The organism is Paraburkholderia caffeinilytica, assembly GCF_003368325.1.
Taxonomy (GTDB): domain Bacteria; phylum Pseudomonadota; class Gammaproteobacteria; order Burkholderiales; family Burkholderiaceae; genus Paraburkholderia; species Paraburkholderia caffeinilytica.
This window is the reverse complement of sequence record NZ_CP031466.1, coordinates 1663042-1680688: the sequence shown is the minus strand read 5'-3', so window position 1 is coordinate 1680688 and position 17647 is coordinate 1663042. Positions and strand designations below refer to the sequence as shown.

The window sequence follows — 17647 nt, the reverse complement described above, 5'->3', positions numbered from 1 at the left end:
TTGCGTCGATCCGCACAACGCTCTATCCGTCGCCTCCTGGACCAACTCGCGGGGCAACCCGTTCATCACCAATCCTCCTTCACCGCGCGCACCGCATCCACCGACACCGCGCCTCGTCCTGCAATCACCGCCGTCGAGCACGACGAAGCGAGCATCACCAGCGCGACCGTGCCGAGCACCGTCCATGGAACGTGCAGCGACATGCTCCAATGAAACGACTGCGGATTGACGACGAACACAAGGATCAGACTGATCGCAAATCCGAGAACGAAGCCCATCGCAATGCCGCAAGCGGTGAGCATCCCGCCTTCGAGTGCGAGAATCGCGAGGACCTGCGAGCGGGTCACGCCGACATGCCGCAGCATGCCGAACTCACGGGCCCGCGCGAGTGTCTGCGCGGAAAACGTCGCCGCGACGCCGAACAGGCCGATTACGATCGCGACCCCCTCGAGAAGATATGTGACGGCAAAACTTCGATCGAAAATAACCAGGGTGCGCGCGCGGATTTCACCCGGCTGCGACAGGCCGAGCGATGCCCCGAAAGGCAGCGCGCGCAGGCCGGCCATCACGTGTTCGACGTTCGACCCAGGTTGAACGGTGACAGCGACATCCGTCGCGCCTGTGTCGGCGGTCAGATGCCGGTAATCCGCAAGCCGTATCTGGATCGCGCCGGTCTGGCGCACGTAATCACGCCATATGCCGGCCACGACGAACACGTGGCCGCGCTCGCCGAGCGGCAACTGCACGCGCTGGCCAGGCTTGTATCCATACAGATCGACCATTGCTTCGGATACCCAAACAGGTGTCTCGCCCTCGTGCAACGCGGAAGGAGGCAGCACGGCCCCGGTCATCTGCAGATTCGCACCGGGATCGGCGGCGTCGATTTCACGGGCGAGCACGGCGACGTCCGGCCGCGCGGGGTCGAGCGTGAGATGCGAGGTGCGCGCAAATGCCGCCGTCTTGATGCCGGGCACGGCGCCCAGCAAAGTCTGTTCGTCGGGGCGCAAGCCGCCGGTGTCGCCATTCGGCGCCACGCGAACGTACAGATCGGCCGAGAGCAGGTGGCTCAACCAGTCTTCGACGGACACGCGGAAGCTGGCCACCATGATCGCCATTGCGACGATCAGCGCGAAACTCGAGAGCACGCCGCCCATTGCGATCGACGCATGGCCCGGTGCATTCGCGAGACGCGCCAATGCCAACGTGCTCGCCGCGCCGGCGCGCTGCCGCGCACCGAGCGCACGGCTCGCCGCACCGAAGATCAACGCGGTCACGCGCGGCATCAGCGCGATTCCGCCGACCAGCAACAGCGCGACGGCCAGATAGCCGCCGATCGGCGCATCGAACAACGGCGGCGCCCGCGTGAGTGCGGCGGCAACCAGCAAACATGCCAAAGCGGGCCACGGCGTAGCGAGCCGCGCCAGCGCGCCTTCTTCGGCGCCGGCTTTGAGTGCGGCGGCCGGTCGCGCGCGTGCCGCCTCCAATGCGGGGGCAAGACTGCCTAACACCGACACGGCGATGCCAAGCGTCAGAAACAGTGCGGTCGCCAGCGGTTCGAAACCGGCGTGCGGCTGCACGCCGGGAAAATAGCCGCCGCCCAGGTCGCTGCCGAAAAAGCGCAATGCGCCACTCGCCATCGCATAGCCGAGCGCGAGTCCGGACAACGAACCGAGCAGGCCGAGCAGCGCGCCTTCCATCAGGATCTGGCGCAACAACTGGCCACGCGTCAGCCCGAGCACACGCAGCATCGCAAACTGTGCGCGGCGTCGCACGACGCCCAACGCCTGGGTCGAAAACACGAGGAAGGCGCCGGTGAAAAGCGCCACCAGCGCGAGCACGTTCATATTGATCCGATAGGCACGCGACAGACGATCGGTGCGGCTTTCGGCGTCGCGTGTTTCGGAGATTACCCATTGACTGCCGAGCCGAGCTTGCAGGTCGCGCTTGAAGCGTTCGCGATCGACGCCGCGTTCGAGTTGCACGTCGATGCGAGACAGCTTGCCCACCTTGCCGAACTTCCACTGAGCGGCGGCGATATCCATCACCGCGAGGCGCTGACCCGGCCGTGTTCTCACGAGACCGCCGGCCACGCGCAAGTGCACGATCGACGTGCCGCTTTGCAGCGCCACGTTATCGCCGGCCTTCACGTCGAGCCACTGCTGCGCCGCCGTCGAGAGAAACATCGTATCGGCAGCGAGCGTGTCGAACGGCCGTTCCGGTGACGGCACGCCAATCAGATCGGGGGCGATGCGGCTGGCCTTGAAGATATCGATGCCGAGCACGGGCAGCGCGGCGCTCTGATTCGGCACGGTGACATCGAGCGCGAGTACCGGACTCGCCAGCGCCACACCGGGCTCAGTCGACAAGCGCGGATAGATCGATTCGTCGGAGAAAGGTTGCGCACCGCGCACTTGCAGATCGGCCTCGCCGGACAGGCTGCGTGCGGCCGCGGAGAACTCATTGAAGGCTGCGCTGTTGATCAATTGAACGGCATAGCCAAGCGCGACGCCGAGCGCGATCGTTGCGATCGCAACCAGTGCGCGTCCGCGGTGACTGTGCCACTCGGCACCCAACAGCCAGCGCGCGAGCCTGCGATGACCGCGCATTCGCCGCAGCGGGCGTAAGTCAGCGTGCATCATCGGCGGAACGCGCGGTGGATCGGGCGTCAGGGGCCGCGCCGGAAAGGGCGTTGCGTCCGGACGATGCGTGCAAACCGCCGTCGCTCAGAATCAGAATGCGGTCCGCCACCGCCGCAGCGGCTTCCGAGTGCGTGACCATGATGGTGGCCGCGCCGGTTGCCTTGCTTTGCGTGCGGAACAGGCCGAGCACGTCGTGCGCGGTATCGGGATCGAGGTTGCCGGTGGGCTCGTCGGCGAGAATCAGTTTTGGGCCATGCACGAGCGCCCGCGCAATGGCGACGCGCTGCAACTCGCCGCCTGACAGCTGCCGCGGAAAATCGTCTCCGCGGCCGCTCAAGCCGACGGCCGCGAGCATATCGAGCGCGCTAGCAGTGGGCAGATCGTTCAGCAGGAGCGGCAGAGCGACATTCTGCGCAAGCGTCAGATGCGGCAGGACGTGAAACGCCTGGAACACGAAGCCCAGTTTTTGCCGGCGCAACCGCGTCGCCGCGTTGTCGTCCAGACGCGAGACGACGCTGCCATCGATAATCACGTCGCCGCTGTCCGCGCTGTCGAGCCCTGCAACGAGATTCAGCAGCGTCGATTTGCCGACGCCGGAGTCGCCCATGATCGCGACGAATTCACCCGGCGCGAGCGTGAAATCGAGGTGCGCCAGCACGATGCGGCCGGCGCCGTAGGTCTTGCCAAGCCCCCGGCATTCGAGTGCGGGAACGACACCTTCATCACGAAGCAGCATGCGGTATCCGATAGGTCTGACCGGTGAGGGCGGCGTCCAGCCGTGCGAAGCAGCACCATGACGCGCACGCGCGTCGGCCCCTGAACCGCCGAAGTATATTCGCGTTCTGTAAGGCTCGCAGACCTGTGCGGCCGGCGCCCGAACCTCATCGGAAAGCGGGCGGGTGAGTGGAACGCACGGGTCCTTGGGCGCGCTCACGGACGCCTGTTTGGCGTGCCGGATCAAAAAATATTTTTTGCTCCCTGGTGCACTAAATTTTCGCCGGGTGCCAGAAATCGGCTTCGATGACGCGTCCTTCCTCGGCATGAACCATTCCAGTGCAATTGCCGTATGAAAATACCCGCGTAAGAGTGGCTAATTTCACGCGAACTGCGCTCTTCTGCATGCAAAAAGCATAGCGGAAATCCCGTGTGGATGGGTTTGTGCGTCTGCACATTTTTCGGCATTTCGCAAGGGTAGACGTCGCAACAATACATTGCCAAGGGCCTTGCAGCATTGTTGCGCTGCAAAAGTATTCTTATCTTGGTAATCTCCCACCCTTGGTCATTCGACTGCGGGTAAACGTGAAGTGGGCAGCACCGCTTCGACGTCGATTTCAGCGAAATCCAGCCTACATATCCATTTCAATGCTTTCGTTTTGAAGGCATTGAGACGGCGTTTTGTATTCCAAGTTTTCAACAGAACACATGCCATTGCCTCCGCTTCTTAGCCTACTCATCTGGATCCCTATTGTCGCCGGCCTGGTGGTTTTGCGTGCCGGATCTGACGCGGCGCGCGGTCGCACGCGATGGCTCGCGTTGATCGGCGCGGTAGCGGGTTTCCTGCCGGTGATTCCGCTCGTGTCGAATTTCCGCAACGACGTGACGTCGATGCAGTTCGTCGAGAACGTTCGCTGGTCGCCCACGTTCGATATCGCGTGGCACGTGGGAGTCGATGGGATTTCGTTGTGGCTCGTCGCGTTGACCGCGCTGACCACGATCATCATCGTGGTCGCCTCGTGGGAGTCGATCACCGAGCGCACCGCGCAGTATTTCGGCGCGTTCCTGATGCTGTCGGGTTTCATGCAGGGCGTGTTCACGTCGATGGACGGCATGCTGTTCTTCATCTCGTTCGAAGCCACGCTGATTCCGCTGTACCTCCTGATTGGTACGTGGGGGCATTCGAACCGCTCGTATGCCGCGGTGAAGTTCTTCTTCGTCTCGTTCCTCGGCTCGCTGATGATGCTGATGTCGATGCTGTACCTGTATGCGCAGACACACAGTTTCGACCTCGCGCTGTGGCGTGAAACGCACCTCGGCACCTGGCCGCAGGTCCTGATCTTCCTCGGCTTCCTTGCTGCGTTCGGTGTGAAGGTGCCGATGTGGCCGCTGCATACGTGGCTGCCCGACGTCCACCTCGACGGTCCGACCGGCGCCGCCGTGGTGATCGGCATGCTCAAGCTGGGCGGCTACGGTCTGCTGCGTTTCGCGCTGCCGATCGCACCGCAGGCCAGCCATTTCTTCGCGCCGATGATGATCACGCTGTCGCTGATCGCGGTGATCTATTCGAGCCTGCTGGCGCTCGTGCAGACCGACATGCGCCGCCTGCTCGCGTATTCGACGATCGCGCACATGGGCCTCGTGACGCTCGGCCTGTTCGTTTTCAACCGCATCGGCCAGGCCGGCGCAATCGTGCAGATGCTGTCGTACGGCGTGGTGTCCGGCGCGATGCTGCTGTGCACGGGCATGCTCTACGACCGCACGAAGACCGCATCGATCGCCGAATACGGCGGCGTCGCCAACACCATGCCGCGCTTCGCCGCGTTCGTGATGCTGTTCTCGATGGCCAATATCGGCCTGCCCGGCACCTCGGGTTTTGTCGGCGAGTTCATGGTGTTGATGGGCGCGATCCGCTTCAATTTCTGGATCGGCGCAATCGCCGCGACCACGTTGGTTCTGAGCGCGGCCTACACGCTGTGGATGTACAAGCGCGTGATTTTCGGCGCAATTGCCAATGCACGCGTCGCGAAACTGCAAGACCTCGGCAGGCGCGAGTTTGTGTTGCTCGGCGCGATGGCCTTGCTGGTGCTGGCCATCGGCATCAATCCGAAGCCTTTCACCGATGCGATCGACCCGTCGGTCGGCACGCTGCTGGCTCAATCGGAACGGAGCCTGCATCCGTCGGGCGCCGCGCCGGCTGACGGCGGCGAACATCTGCAGGCCGCCGCGCCTGCTCCGGTTGCCACTGCGGCTCGCTCGCCGGGCTGATCGACGCGACGAGGCGTTGCGCAGTTGCAGCATCTTTCCACGGATGCTGCACTCGCCGAAGCGTTGTCCGGCTTCGGCCCCAAGACCTTTTGCACGCCATTCAACGCGACGCGACCATCCGGTTGCGCCGCGTTTTAGTGCTTGTTTCAAGGGGTTTTGTGATCGTCAAACCGGGCACCGGCTGCGCCCTGACACCAGGCGAAAACACCTGTGCGCACGGCTATGCGGCAACGTGTCGCACGGTGTTGCGACGCAATAATGCGTTGCTGAATCGGTTGTTTATTGCAAAATGCCGTTCCCCTATTATGCGAGCGCTTATTAATGGAGAGCGGTCTGATGACGTTCGTTGAAGTCGTAAATAAAAGGCAATGGATATGAAAGGAAAGGCTCTGCGAGGGTCGATAAGTTTCCTGTCCACCGGCCTCATGTTGTTGCTCTCGGGTTGCAGCAACCTCGATATTTTGAATCCGAAGGGGAGTGTGGGGCTGGCGGAACGCGAGCTGATCGCCACGTCGACCTGGGCCATGCTGATCGTGGTCGTTCCGGTCATCGCGCTCACGCTGCTGTTCGCGTGGCGCTATCGCGCGTCGAACCGGAATGCCGAATACCGCCCGGGCTGGGTGCACTCGACCGGTATCGAAATCGCCATCTGGACGATTCCGACGCTGATCATTCTGTTCCTCGCCGTGCTGACGTGGAAGACCACGCACGAGCTCGATCCGTACAAGCCGCTCGAGTCGCAGGTCAAGCCGATCAACGTCGAAGTGGTCGCGCTCGACTGGAAGTGGCTCTTCATCTACCCCGACCTCGGCATTGCATCGGTGAACCAGCTGGCGTTCCCAGTCGGCACGCCGGTGAACTTCGTCATCACGTCGGACACGGTGATGAACTCCTTCTTCATTCCGCAACTCGGCGGCCAGATCTACGCGATGGCCGGCATGCAAACGCGCTTGCATCTGATCGCCGACGAAGCCGGCAACTACGCGGGCACCGCGGCGAACTTCAGCGGCAAGGGCTTCTCGGACATGAAGTTCCGTGCACTCGCCACGTCGCCCGACGAGTTCAACGCGTGGGTCGCCAAGGTACGCGGCTCGTCCGACCGTCTCGACATGGACCGCTATCACGCGATGTCGGCGCCGACCGAGAAGGAGCCGGTGCGCTACTTCTCGTCGGTCGATCCGAAGCTCTTTCACAACATCATTGCCCGATACAACAACGGTAACGTCATCGACAACATGAACGACGCCAACTGTGCGCCTAAGGGTAAGGGGTAACGCATGTTCGGAAAACTTACGCTCGATGCGATTCCGTATCACGAGCCAATCATCGTGGGCGCCGGCATCTTCATGGCGCTCGTCGGGCTGGCCGTGCTCGGCACGGTCACGTACCTCGGCAAATGGCGCTACCTGTGGACGGAGTGGCTGACCTCCGTCGACCACAAGAAGCTCGGCATCATGTACATCATCGTCGCGATGATCATGCTGCTGCGCGGCTTCTCGGACGCGATCATGATGCGCCTGCAGCAGGCGCTCGGCTATCTGAGCCCCGGCTATCTGCCGCCGCATCACTACGACCAGGTGTTTACGGCGCACGGCGTCATCATGATTTTCTTCATGGCGATGGCGTTCATGATCGGCCTGATGAACCTGATCGTGCCGTTGCAGATCGGCGCGCGCGACGTCGCGTTCCCCTTCATCAACTCGTTGAGCTTCTGGATGACCGCGGTCAGCGCGATTCTGATCAACATTTCGCTGGTGATCGGCGAGTTCGCGCAAACGGGCTGGCTGGCGTATCCGCCGCTGTCGGAATTGCAGTTCAGTCCGGGTGTCGGGGTCGACTATTACCTGTGGAGCTTGCAGCTGTCCGGTATCGGCACCTTGCTCACCGGCGTGAACTTCTTCGCGACCATCGTGAAGATGCGCGCCCCGGGCATGACGTTCATGAAGATGCCGGTGTTCACGTGGACCGCGCTCTGCACCAACGTGCTGATCATGGCCTCGTTCCCGATCCTGACCGTGACGCTCGCGTTGCTCGGTCTGGACCGCTACCTCGGCATGCACTTCTTCACGAACGACGGCGGCGGCAACGCCATGTTGTACCTGAACCTGATCTGGGCCTGGGGTCACCCCGAGGTGTACATCCTGATCCTGCCGGCGTTCGGGATCTTCTCGGAAGTCGTGGCCACCTTCGCCAAAAAGCCGTTGTTCGGCTACAAGACGATGGTGTGGGCAACCTGCGCGATCATGGTGCTGTCGTTCCTCGTGTGGCTGCACCACTTCTTCACGATGGGTTCGGGCGCCGACGTCAATGCCTTCTTCGGCATCGCGACGATGGTGATCGCGATTCCGACCGGCGTGAAGGTGTTCAACTGGCTGTTCACGATCTACAAGGGCCGGCTGGAATTCACCACGCCCGTGCTGTGGACGATCGGCTTCATGATCACGTTCACCATCGGCGGGATGACCGGCGTGATGATGGCGATCCCGGGCGCGGACTTCGTGCTGCACAACAGCCTGTTCCTGATCGCTCACTTCCACAACGTGATTATCGGTGGCGTGCTGTTCGGCTATCTGGCCGGTTTCAACTACTGGTTCCCGAAGGCGTTCGGTTTCAAGCTGAACGAAAAACTCGGCAAGGCTGCGTTCTGGTTCTGGCTGGTCGGCTTCTATGTCGCGTTCATGCCGCTGTACGTGCTCGGTTTCATGGGCATGACGCGCCGTCTGAACCACTACGACAATCCGGCATGGCATCCGTGGCTGATTCTCGCTGCGTTCGGCGCGGGCCTGATCGCTATCGGTATTGGCTGCCAGCTGGTGCAACTGTACGTCAGCATCCGCGACCGTAATCTGCCGCAAAATCGCGACGTCTCGGGCGACCCGTGGAATGGTCATACGCTGGAATGGGCGACGAGCTCGCCGCCGCCGGTGTACAACTTCGCGCTCATCCCGACGGTGCGCAAGCTGGACGCGTTCACCGATATGAAGTCGCGTAAGGCGCAGCAAACAGAGCCGGTGTATCGCGACATTCATATGCCGTCGAATACCTCGGCGGGTCTGGTGGTCGGTCTGTTCTCGCTGGTGCTCGGCTTCGCCGGTGTGTGGCACATCTGGTGGCTTGCGATTGTCGGCCTGGTCGGCGCGATCGGCACGGTGATCGTCTACAGCTTCCAGGACAACGACGGCTACTACATCCCGGCCGACACGGTCGCGCTGATCGAAGAACGGCGCGCCGGCGCGGGTGCCCACATCGCGGTAGAGGTGGACTGATGTTACAGAAGACTATTGCGGTTCAACCGCACCTCGCGCCGGACCATGTGCCGTCGCAATCGGTATTCGGTTTCTGGCTGTACCTGATGACCGACTGCATCATCTTTGCCGCACTGTTCGCCGTGTTCGCGGTGATGGGCCACCAGTTCGCGGGTGGACCGAGCGGTAAGGATCTGTTCGAGATCCCGGGCGTCGCGCTTGAAACGTCGATGCTGCTGCTGAGCAGCATCACGTACGGCTTCGCGATGCTGGGCGCACATAAGAACAGAAAGGGCGTGCTGCTCTTCTGGCTCGGCGTGACCTTCCTGCTGGGTCTCGCGTTCCTCGTGCTGGAAATGCGCGAGTTTTCGCACCTGATCGCAGAGGGGGCAGGCCCGAGCCGCAGCGCGTTCCTGTCGTCGTTCTTTACGCTGGTCGGCACGCACGGTTTGCACGTGACGTGCGGCCTGATCTGGATGGTGGTGCTCGCCGTGCAGGTGATGCGCCATCGCGATCTGACCGAACGCGACATGATTCGCCTGACGTGCCTGAGCCTTTTCTGGCACTTTCTGGATGTCGTGTGGATCGGCGTCTTCACCTTTGTCTATCTTGCGAGCGTGATCTAAATGGACCATAGCCATCACTCACACCTGGCACACCCGGAAGAAGGACACGGTGGGGAAAGTCACGGCAGCTTCGGCAGCTATACGGTGGGTTTCATTCTCTCCGTCGTGTTGACTGCCGCAGCCTTTGGCCTCGTGCTGAACGGCACGCTGACCGGCGAGAACGCCTTGCTCGCTATCGCGGGCCTCGCGTTCGTGCAGATCGTCGTGCACCTGGTTTTCTTCCTGCACATGAATGCGTCGTCCGCGCAGCGGTGGAACGTGACGGCCTTTGCCTTCACGGCGCTGACCGCGGTGATCGTGATCGGCGGCACGTTGTGGGTCATGCATAACGTCAGTATGCACATGATGTCGCGCTAGGCTGCGAACGGAGCAGGTTGAGAAGAAACCCCGCAAGATGAAAGTCTTGTGGGGTTTTTTCATTCCGGGGGCTATCGTCTGTGTGACCACCCAAGAGCCGACGGCTGGCATGTTGAAAATAGACGGGCCGTCATACTGGCCCGTCTATTTTCATGCGGTTTTCCACGTAGTCTAAAGCGGCACCACCACCGGTTCAGAATGACAAGGCGGCTTGCCGTACGGGAAATGAACCGGCCCGCAACCCCAATGAACCGGCGGACACTCCCAGCCGCGCCGAAGGACAATGGGCGGCATCATCCCGCCGGGGCAAGCAGGCGGTGCTTCTCGGGTGAGGCAGGCGGTGCCGCCGAGTACGGATTGCGAAGCCAAACGGTCGAGTTCGTCGACGCGGGGCAGATCTTTAAGGACTAGCGCGTTCATGATGGATCTCCGGCAAGGTTCGATTGACAGCGAGCCCGGACATCGCCGCGCTCATTCGTTCCAACTGCACGCACCATGCCATCCGCCGCAAAGCGGCATGCCGTCCACATCCGCCGGTCTGATGGGCGCGAAGTGGTAGAAATAGACCGACTTGCCGACGCCAGGATGTCGGGCCGCTGCCAACAGTGAAGCCCGCCGCGCTGCATTCGCTCGACGCACGGGAATTCTGGGCACAATAGGCAACCCGCCGGCAATCCCGCCGGCAACCCCGCGCCACTCGCGCGCGAATCGCCGATTTCCGTTAGCAAGCCTGGGAGCACGCATGAGCCAGCTTAAAGCCGTTGAATATTCCGCAGCTTCTCCCGAAGTCAAAGCCGTCTATGACGACATCAAGCAGACCCGCCAGGTCGACGACGTCAATAACTTCTGGAAATACATCGCCCAGCATCCGCCGACACTCGCACGCACGTGGGACAGTTTGAAGGATGTGATGGCGCCGGGTGCGCTCGATCCGCTGATCAAGGAATTGCTTTACGTCGCGGTGAGCGTGACGAACAACTGCGGTTACTGCGTCGCGAGCCATACGGCTGCGGCCCGCCGCGCCGGGATGACCGACGAGATGTTCGGCGAACTGCTGGCGGTGGTCGGTATGGCGAACGAGACCAACCGGTTGGCGGTGGGATATCGCGTACCGATCGATCCTGCGTTCGAGTAACGTCGTCGAGTAACCGCGCGTGCCCTCGGCGCCCTCAGCCCCGCGCGCCGCGCCATCCGGCGAGCAGCGCGGGCAATTCGGCCATGTCCCGAAACACGTGAACCGCGCCCGCGCCATGCAAGGCCGTCGCGCTGCTGTGGCTCAGCTCTTTCGGGCAATAGCCGAACACGGTAGCGCCGGCGGCCACGCCTGCAGTCACGCCCGTGACGGTATCGTCCACGACGGCACATCGTTGCGGCTCCATGCCGACCCCCGCGGCCGCGGCAAGGTAGACATCGGGATAGGGCTTGTTGCGCGGTGTTTCGTGGCCGCTGAAAATGCGGCCTTCAAAGCAGTCGAGAATACCGGCCTTCGCCAGTTGCAATTCCACCTTGATGCGATCGGCGCCCGACGCAACGGCAATGCGCGCATCGAGCGCCGCGTAAAGCGCACGCACGGCCGACGCCGCGCCGTCGATGGCAACCAGCTCGCGATCGAGTGCCTCGTTGCGGCGCGCGCGAAACTGCATGAGCCAATCGGTCGTGATCGCGAAGCCGGTGCGCGCTTCGATGAGTGCGGCTTCATCCCTGACGGCCTTGCCGACAAAAATGCGCATCGTCTCTTCGACAGTCAAATGCCAGCCGAGCTCGCCGAGCATCTCGGTCAGCACGCGGTTGGTGATGGGTTCGGAGTCGACGAGCACGCCGTCGCAGTCGAAGAGTACGGCGTCGAAAGGGAAATGGGCCATCGGGCAGGGTACGGATAAAAGTCGCGGAACCGGCAAGGATACATCACCGGCTCGCGCGGCACGGCGCAAAGGCCGTGCAATCCGTCCCGGCGGGAATCAGGACCCTGCAGGCTTATAACCGTCGCTCAGCGTTTTCATGAACGCAATGATGTCCTGAATATCCTCATCCGTCATGGCCGGCTGATCCCCGAACTTGCGATCGAACGGCGCATCGGCGACGTCGATATTGGCGTGATATTGCACCGGCAGATCGTTGTACTTCTGGACCTTGCCCGACGCATCGCGCGGATAGATCTTCTCGGGCGCCGTATTGCGCAGGTTGTAGAAGTCCATGACCTGCTTGAGGTCGTGATACACGCCGTTGTGGAAGAACACCTTGCGCTCGGCGACATTGCGCAGGGTCGGCGTCAGGAACATCCCGCAGTACTGGGTCTCCTTCGCCATATCGTCGCGGAACGGCCCGCACACGCCCATATCGAAGAACTTCGGATCCTTGTTGGCCGGAATGGCCGGATTCCGCGGCACGCCAAGCGCCTCGTACTGGGTGTCGGTAAATACCGGCGGCAAGCCATCCTTGCCAGGCTGACTCAAGTGGCAACCGGCGCAATTGGCCTTGTCCTTATCGTTGAACAACTGCAAGCCGTGCAATTCGGCATGGGTCAGCCGCGCTTTGCCTTCGAGCCAGTAGTCGTACTTGCTGGTGAAAGCATGGAACGACTGATCCTCGGTCTGATACCGCCCAACGGCGAACATGGCTTCCGAAATCAGCAGGCTCGGATTGTTGACGATGCCCGGCCCGAAGATCTGTTTGAACTGGTCGAGATATCTGGTTTGCATCAGCTTGCGCGCAACATCCTCCGGCGTCGCGTTGGCCATCTCCACCGGATTCATCAGCGGACCGATTGCCTGGATTTGCAGCGTATCGGCGCGGCCGTCCCAGAACAGGCCGCCTTGCGGCACCATCGCCGGCGCGGCGGGCGCGGCAAGCGCCGTTTTCTGCGCGCGCTGCACGCCGGCAGCCTGTGACGCCAGCTGTGTCATGTCGACGGGCGCGTCGGTATCGCCCTGATCCGGCCCAATGCTGAATGGCGCCTGGCGGTACAGATACGTCAGCGACGGCGGCGGCCGATAGCCGGCCTGATTCATTTGAGGACCGCCGAGTTGAACCGGGAACGCGTTATCGGGCGCATACGAATGCTGTGGCGAGTGGCACGACGCACACGACTGCGTACCCGAGGCCGACAACGTCTGGTCGAAGAAAATCTGTTTGCCGAGCTGCGCAACCGCGCTCAGGGGCGCGTCCTGCGGACGCATCAAATGAACCGGATGAGGATTCGCGCCGGTGATTTCCTCGACGAGCGAGCCGACTGCGGGCGGCATCCGTTCCGGGTAGACGAGCGCGTACGCGCAAACCACGACGAGCGCGAGCACGATGCCCACGGCGCTCCACGCAAGCAGCCTGAGCCACGAGCGGCGGGTAGTGACGGGACCCGGCTCACCGCCGGCAGGCAGATGCGGGGGCAGCAGGGCGTCTGAAGGATGATTCATGGCGGTAGTGACAAGTAATTCGATCAGATGCGATCAAAAAGCAAATCGAGCCAGCACGTTTGCACTGGCTCGACGCCCAACACCAGCTTGATGCGTTTCCCGCTCTTCATCGCGCGGCGCTTCGTGTCGTCATGCACGAGCAGCGCCCGTGCATGACGTAACGGGAGGCACACCGGAAGAGCAGTCCGCACGCGCGCCGCGATCAGCTAGCCGGCGGCGCCGACAGTTTCGTGCCCAGGTTCTCGTCCAGATACACCGTCGGGTTGTTGCCCGAGCCCGAGAAGTTGAACATGTTCATGATGCTGCCAGCCGACGCATCGAACGAGCCATTGCCAAGGCGTTGACCGCCAAGCCAGTTGTCTTCGATGAACCTGACCACGGACGCCTGGGTGATCGGCGTGTCGTCGACGAAGTTGACCTTCGCCCACGGCGACACCACGATGAACGGCGTGCGCGTACCCGGGCCGCAACGGCCGTTCACCGCACCGCCATTCACGCCCTGCGGTTGAACCGCGCCTGTTGCCGTGCACTGACCCGCGCCGCTCAGGTTGTCGGTGCCGGCTATCGTCGCGCCGCCCGCGGATTGCGCCGTGGTCGAATCGAACGAGGAGCTTTTCGGCGCCATGTAGCGGTGATCGTACCAACCGTCCGAATCGTCGTAGGCGATGATCACGGCGGTGTTCTTCCAGTCAGGCTGTTGCTGCAGGAAGTTGATCACCTTCGTGACGAATGCCTGCTCGTCGATCGGGTCCGAGTTGCCTGGATGGCCGTCTTCGACCGCCGGCGCCTTCAGGAAGCTCACCGACGGGTAGTTGCCCGCCTTCACCGCGGCGAAGAAGTCGTCGGTGTCGTACTGGTGGTGAACCGGCGTTGCCGTGCTGTCGAGCGGATCGGTCGCGCCGATCACCGCCGTCGACGTCGGACGCGTGTGCGCGAGGTTGGCCGTGGTCGGGTAGTACTGGAACCACGCGTGATGCTGCACGTAGTCGGTCTTGGTCGCGTTCAGCACTTGCGAGAACGTCGAACGTGCGCAACCGGTCGTGCCGTTGGCATTGGTGGTCGTCAGATTGAAGCCGCCCATGAAGCCGCCCCACGTGAGGCCCTTCGCGTTGAGCAGGTCGCCGATGTTCTTGTTGTTCGACGACATCTGGCCCGTGATGGCGCTCTTTGCCGCGATCGTGCAGACGTCGCCGGTCGGGTCCAGGTCGCCGACCATCGTGAAGCCGCCGGCCGAATCCGCAATCGCGTTGGCCGAGGTTCCGCCCGTCACCACGACGCCATTGTTCTGGCCGGAGACGACTTCGAGCGCGCCAGGCGTCGACGGACCGTACGTGTCCGTGTACGCGTTCTGGTTCATCGCGAAGTTCTGCGCGTAGTTCCACATTGCCGTGACCGTGTTGCCGTCGAAGTAGCCGAGCACCTGGCCCTTCGTGGCGAACGCGCCGGTGCTGCCGGCGATCGTCGAACCCGACGCCGTGAACAGCGGGAACGAGTCCATCGCTCCGTTGTTGTAGGCGAGCTGCTCCGCGGCATACGCGTGGTTCTGGCTCGACGTATTGGCTTGCGAACGATCGAGACGGAACGGCAGCAGGTCGGCGGCCGGCAGGCCGAGACCCGCGATCGTCACCGAGCCGACCGTGGTGCCTGCCGTGTTCGGCGAGGTCGACAACGCGTTCGGGTTCGAGGTGATCAGATTGTTGGTGCTGAGGTTGTTGACCGACGGCGTGCCCGTGGCTGCGGTGAATTGCGGCTCGCCGACCGGGTTGTTGGCTTGCGGGTAGGTCGCGAAGTAGTGGTCGAACGAAACGTTCTCGCCGAAGATCACTACCACGTGTTTGATCGGCGTGGCCGTCGCGACGGCATCCTGCGCCGACACCGTGGCTACCGGCGTCGACGCGGTCGTCGAGTTCACGCTGTTGTTGCCGCATGCTGCGAGCGCAAGCATCGCGGCAAACGGGATGGGTAAGAGGGTTCTACGGAACATGTGACTGGCTCCAGTTTCGACTTCGCCGTTCAGCGTTTCCAGTACTGCACGTGTGGAGATTCGCTGGGAATATTGTTAGAAATACAGCTGAGTTGTCTTACCGCTTGAAACTGCGCGCATTGAAACATCTGCTGATTAAGATTTGAGGGCGCGAACATTACGCCACCTATCGGCTGCCATTCATTTCAATAACGATTTCTGTCGTTCTACTTGCGCTGGGCCCTGATGCAAAGGCTGTTCTGGCCTCCACGGCTCGCGTACTTCAGCGCGTTCCTTTCAATGCAAATCAAGCGACAGATTTTTGCAGCTGCTGCGTTCAAGAAGAAACGGAGCCGCTTATGGCTTCGGCTCTATATGGGAGAAACCAGCATGACATCGACCAGACCGGCCCGTCTTCTGACTTCCGTACTCGCTGCGGCGATCACGTGCGTTGCCGCGCTCACGGCCGCGCCCGCTTTCGCGCAGGCAGTGATCGTCGCGCCGATGGCGCCACCGCCGCCGCGCGTCGAAGTCATGCCGGCGCCGCGTGCCGGCTACGTGTGGGATCAAGGCCGCTGGCGTTGGGACCACGGCCGTTATGTGTGGGTGCCGGGCCACTGGCGGCCGGTTCGTGTCGGCTATCGCTGGGTGCCGGGGCATTGGGTGCAGCGCGGACCTAACTGGCGTTGGGTCGAAGGGCATTGGGCCTGAACGTTGAGCGCGGCGGTCGTATATTGATTGCAATGCATGCAAACCGTCCAATGCGCGCCGGCCGAACCGGTGCGCGCACAACCAGTCGATCCGCGCTCCGCACCTGGCGCGCGTTGTGGAGCCGCATGCCTTGAGCGAACGCGATCCCGATGCGGAATTGCTCGAGGGGGTGGCCCGGAAAGACCCGGCTGCCGTCCGCTCGCTCGTCGCGCGCAAACTGCCGCGTCTGCTCGCGCTCGCCACGCGCATGCTGGGCGACCGCATGGAAGCGGAAGACGTGGCGCAGGAGGTCTTCGTGCGGATCTGGAAACAGGCTTCGCGCTGGCGGGAAGGCGAGGCAAAGGTCGACACGTGGGTCCATCGCGTCGCGCTCAATCTTTGCTATGACCGCTTGCGCGGCCGCCGCGAAGTCCCGCACGACGACCTGCCCGACGAGATCGACCCCGCCGCATTGCCCGACGCCGCGCTCGAGGCGCGCGCCCAGGACGAGCGCGTTCGCGAAGCGCTCGCCGCATTGCCCGCACGACAACGCGAGGCACTGGTGCTCAACTACTACCAGGAGATGTCGAACATCGACGCTGCCGCCCTGATGGGCATCACGGTCGATGCGTTGGAAAGTCTGCTGGCACGTGCGCGCCGCAATCTGCGCGCCCAACTGGCCGGCAGCGGCCTTAGCAAGGACAAGTCATGACGCCCGAAAGATTCCTTCAGATCGTCGACGCCTACGGCGCCGATCCGCGCCGCTGGCCGCAACAGGAGCGCGCTGCGGCCGAGGCCTGGGCCGCGGCGCATCGTGCCGAGGCGGATGCGGCGCTGGCCGACGCGGCCGGCATCGATGCATGGCTGGCCGCCGACAAGGTCGATCCGCCGGGCGTGGCGTTGCAGCAGCGCATCGTCGGCAGCGCTCCGGTGCGGCAGCCGGGCGCACCGCGCCGGAAATGGTGGTGGTCGGGCGCGGCGGTGGCCGGCGTCGGCGTGCTGGGGGCGCTGGGTGGGGTGGCCGGCGCTTTTGCGGTTTCGTTCTTTGTTTTGACGGGGACGGTTCCACAAGTGCACGAGTTTTCTTATTTAACTTCGAGCTTCGGTGGTTCATCCGCCGATTGGAGCGGCGAATGAACGGCCGGTCGTGGAAAATCGTGCTGGTGGCTTCGCTGGTGCTCAACGTGTTTCTGCTGGGCGCGATTGTCGGAGGGGCTTATCAATGGTTTGCGGCGCATGGCGCGACCACCACGGTGCTGGCGCAGCAACGCACGGCGCTGCGCTTCGCCGCCGACACGCTGCCGGCCGAGCGTCAGAAGGCCTTCATCGATGCCTTGAAGAATGCGCGCCGCGAAGGCAAGCAATTTGCCCGCGATGGCCGTGAGGGGCGTCACGACGTATTGCGTCTGCTGGCCGCGCCGCAATTCGATCGCGCGGCACTGGACGAGGCGCTCGCCCGCACGCGAGCGGCGGACAGCAGTTTGCGCGCGCAAGTGGAAGGCGGCGTGGCGGATTTTGCGGCGACGCTGTCGCCCGAGGAGCGCGTCGAATTCGCCGACAGCCTGAAGCTGCGCGGACAGTGGCGCGAACCGCAGTCGGTGGCCAATGCGAACAAGCCGCCGAAGCCGGCCGCGAGTGACGCTTCGAGTGCGGCGTCGGGCGAATAAAAACTTCTCGGCGCTGGCGACGGATTTGATCGTGGCGGTCGTTTAAAGAAATATCCAACGCCGAAGAG

General features: G+C 62.8%; 16 protein-coding genes. 10 read left to right on the top strand and 6 right to left on the bottom strand.

Annotated elements, in window-relative coordinates; genetic code table 11:
- Positions 1-65: 65 nt before the first annotated feature.
- Together DSC91_RS07475 and DSC91_RS07470 are read right to left on the bottom strand one after the other, a co-directional pair.
- On the bottom strand, positions 66-2639 hold the full coding sequence (locus DSC91_RS07475) for an FtsX-like permease family protein (protein WP_373291954.1): 2574 nt from the start codon (positions 2637-2639) through the stop codon (positions 66-68).
- Positions 2626-3375: an ABC transporter ATP-binding protein gene (locus DSC91_RS07470; protein WP_115777540.1), complete on the bottom strand. Its 750-nt coding sequence runs from the start codon at positions 3373-3375 to the stop codon at positions 2626-2628. Before DSC91_RS07470 ends, DSC91_RS07475 begins: the two co-directional genes overlap by 14 nt.
- A 686-nt stretch (positions 3376-4061) precedes the next feature.
- Here DSC91_RS07470 and DSC91_RS07465 point away from each other — a divergent pair.
- The 5 genes from DSC91_RS07465 (at position 4062) to cyoD (ending at position 9849) form a co-directional block, all read left to right on the top strand.
- Positions 4062-5621: an NADH-quinone oxidoreductase subunit M gene (locus tag DSC91_RS07465; protein WP_115777539.1), complete on the top strand. Its 1560-nt coding sequence runs from the start codon at positions 4062-4064 to the stop codon at positions 5619-5621.
- Between the two features lie 374 nt (positions 5622-5995).
- Positions 5996-6895, top strand: coding sequence for a ubiquinol oxidase subunit II (cyoA, locus tag DSC91_RS07460; protein ID WP_115777538.1), 900 nt, complete (start codon positions 5996-5998; stop codon positions 6893-6895).
- Positions 6896-6898: 3 nt separating this feature from the next.
- Positions 6899-8887, top strand: coding sequence for a cytochrome o ubiquinol oxidase subunit I (gene cyoB / locus DSC91_RS07455; protein ID WP_115777537.1), 1989 nt, complete (start codon positions 6899-6901; stop codon positions 8885-8887).
- Positions 8887-9492: a cytochrome o ubiquinol oxidase subunit III gene (gene cyoC, locus DSC91_RS07450; protein ID WP_115777536.1), complete on the top strand. Its 606-nt coding sequence runs from the start codon at positions 8887-8889 to the stop codon at positions 9490-9492. The genes cyoB and cyoC overlap by 1 nt, the downstream gene beginning before the upstream one ends.
- Positions 9493-9849, top strand: a complete 357-nt coding sequence (gene cyoD / locus DSC91_RS07445) for a cytochrome o ubiquinol oxidase subunit IV (RefSeq protein WP_115777535.1) — start codon at positions 9493-9495, stop codon at positions 9847-9849.
- 171 nt (positions 9850-10020) lie between these two features.
- On the opposite strand, the gene DSC91_RS07440 is transcribed toward cyoD, so the two are convergent.
- Entirely contained in the window at positions 10021-10269 is a 249-nt protein-coding gene (locus DSC91_RS07440) for a hypothetical protein (protein WP_115777534.1), read from the bottom strand.
- A 322-nt stretch (positions 10270-10591) separates the two neighbouring features.
- Here DSC91_RS07440 and DSC91_RS07435 point away from each other — a divergent pair, with 322 nt between their 5' ends.
- On the top strand, positions 10592-10984 hold the full coding sequence (locus DSC91_RS07435) for a carboxymuconolactone decarboxylase family protein (RefSeq protein ID WP_115777533.1): 393 nt from the start codon (positions 10592-10594) through the stop codon (positions 10982-10984).
- A 34-nt stretch (positions 10985-11018) separates the two neighbouring features.
- Here the strand turns inward: DSC91_RS07435 and DSC91_RS07430 are convergent, their stop codons facing one another.
- The 3 genes from DSC91_RS07430 to DSC91_RS07420 all read right to left on the bottom strand — a co-directional run bounded on the left by DSC91_RS07430 (position 11019) and on the right by DSC91_RS07420 (position 15243).
- The gene (locus tag DSC91_RS07430) at positions 11019-11711 is read right to left on the bottom strand and encodes an HAD family hydrolase (protein ID WP_115777532.1); all 693 of its coding nucleotides are present in this window, start codon (positions 11709-11711) and stop codon (positions 11019-11021) included.
- Positions 11712-11807: 96 nt separating this feature from the next.
- Positions 11808-13259, bottom strand: coding sequence for a cytochrome-c peroxidase (locus DSC91_RS07425; RefSeq protein WP_115777531.1), 1452 nt, complete (start codon positions 13257-13259; stop codon positions 11808-11810).
- 202 nt (positions 13260-13461) lie between these two features.
- Entirely contained in the window at positions 13462-15243 is a 1782-nt protein-coding gene (locus tag DSC91_RS07420; RefSeq protein ID WP_115777530.1) for a phospholipase C, read from the bottom strand.
- A 369-nt stretch (positions 15244-15612) separates the two neighbouring features.
- Between DSC91_RS07420 and DSC91_RS07415 the strand changes: the two genes are divergently transcribed.
- The 4 genes from DSC91_RS07415 (at position 15613) to DSC91_RS07400 (ending at position 17579) form a co-directional block, all read left to right on the top strand.
- Positions 15613-15933 carry a YXWGXW repeat-containing protein gene (locus tag DSC91_RS07415; protein WP_115779739.1) on the top strand — a complete coding sequence of 107 codons (321 nt, stop codon included), beginning with the start codon at positions 15613-15615 and terminating at the stop codon, positions 15931-15933.
- 103 nt (positions 15934-16036) lie between these two features.
- Positions 16037-16624, top strand: a complete 588-nt coding sequence (locus DSC91_RS07410; protein WP_115777529.1) for an RNA polymerase sigma factor — start codon at positions 16037-16039, stop codon at positions 16622-16624.
- Entirely contained in the window at positions 16621-17049 is a 429-nt protein-coding gene (locus DSC91_RS07405; RefSeq protein WP_115777528.1) for a hypothetical protein, read from the top strand. Before DSC91_RS07410 ends, DSC91_RS07405 begins: the two co-directional genes overlap by 4 nt.
- On the top strand, positions 17046-17579 hold the full coding sequence (locus DSC91_RS07400) for a periplasmic heavy metal sensor (protein WP_115777527.1): 534 nt from the start codon (positions 17046-17048) through the stop codon (positions 17577-17579). Before DSC91_RS07405 ends, DSC91_RS07400 begins: the two co-directional genes overlap by 4 nt.
- Positions 17580-17647 lie beyond the last annotated feature (68 nt).

Bases quoted from the DNA above. Each gene is read 5' to 3' on its own strand.
- DSC91_RS07475 (WP_373291954.1), bottom strand. From the start codon at position 2,639: ATGATGCACGCTGACTTACGCCCGCTGCGGCGAATGCGCGGTCATCGC.
- DSC91_RS07470 (WP_115777540.1), bottom strand. From the start codon at position 3,375: ATGCTGCTTCGTGATGAAGGTGTCGTTCCCGCACTCGAATGCCGGGGG.
- DSC91_RS07465 (WP_115777539.1), top strand. From the start codon at position 4,062: ATGCCATTGCCTCCGCTTCTTAGCCTACTCATCTGGATCCCTATTGTC.
- cyoA (WP_115777538.1), top strand. From the start codon at position 5,996: ATGAAAGGAAAGGCTCTGCGAGGGTCGATAAGTTTCCTGTCCACCGGC.
- cyoB (WP_115777537.1), top strand. From the start codon at position 6,899: ATGTTCGGAAAACTTACGCTCGATGCGATTCCGTATCACGAGCCAATC.
- cyoC (WP_115777536.1), top strand. From the start codon at position 8,887: ATGTTACAGAAGACTATTGCGGTTCAACCGCACCTCGCGCCGGACCAT.
- cyoD (WP_115777535.1), top strand. From the start codon at position 9,493: ATGGACCATAGCCATCACTCACACCTGGCACACCCGGAAGAAGGACAC.
- DSC91_RS07440 (WP_115777534.1), bottom strand. From the start codon at position 10,269: ATGAACGCGCTAGTCCTTAAAGATCTGCCCCGCGTCGACGAACTCGAC.
- DSC91_RS07435 (WP_115777533.1), top strand. From the start codon at position 10,592: ATGAGCCAGCTTAAAGCCGTTGAATATTCCGCAGCTTCTCCCGAAGTC.
- DSC91_RS07430 (WP_115777532.1), bottom strand. From the start codon at position 11,711: ATGGCCCATTTCCCTTTCGACGCCGTACTCTTCGACTGCGACGGCGTG.
- DSC91_RS07425 (WP_115777531.1), bottom strand. From the start codon at position 13,259: ATGAATCATCCTTCAGACGCCCTGCTGCCCCCGCATCTGCCTGCCGGC.
- DSC91_RS07420 (WP_115777530.1), bottom strand. From the start codon at position 15,243: ATGTTCCGTAGAACCCTCTTACCCATCCCGTTTGCCGCGATGCTTGCG.
- DSC91_RS07415 (WP_115779739.1), top strand. From the start codon at position 15,613: ATGACATCGACCAGACCGGCCCGTCTTCTGACTTCCGTACTCGCTGCG.
- DSC91_RS07405 (WP_115777528.1), top strand. From the start codon at position 16,621: ATGACGCCCGAAAGATTCCTTCAGATCGTCGACGCCTACGGCGCCGAT.
- DSC91_RS07400 (WP_115777527.1), top strand. From the start codon at position 17,046: ATGAACGGCCGGTCGTGGAAAATCGTGCTGGTGGCTTCGCTGGTGCTC.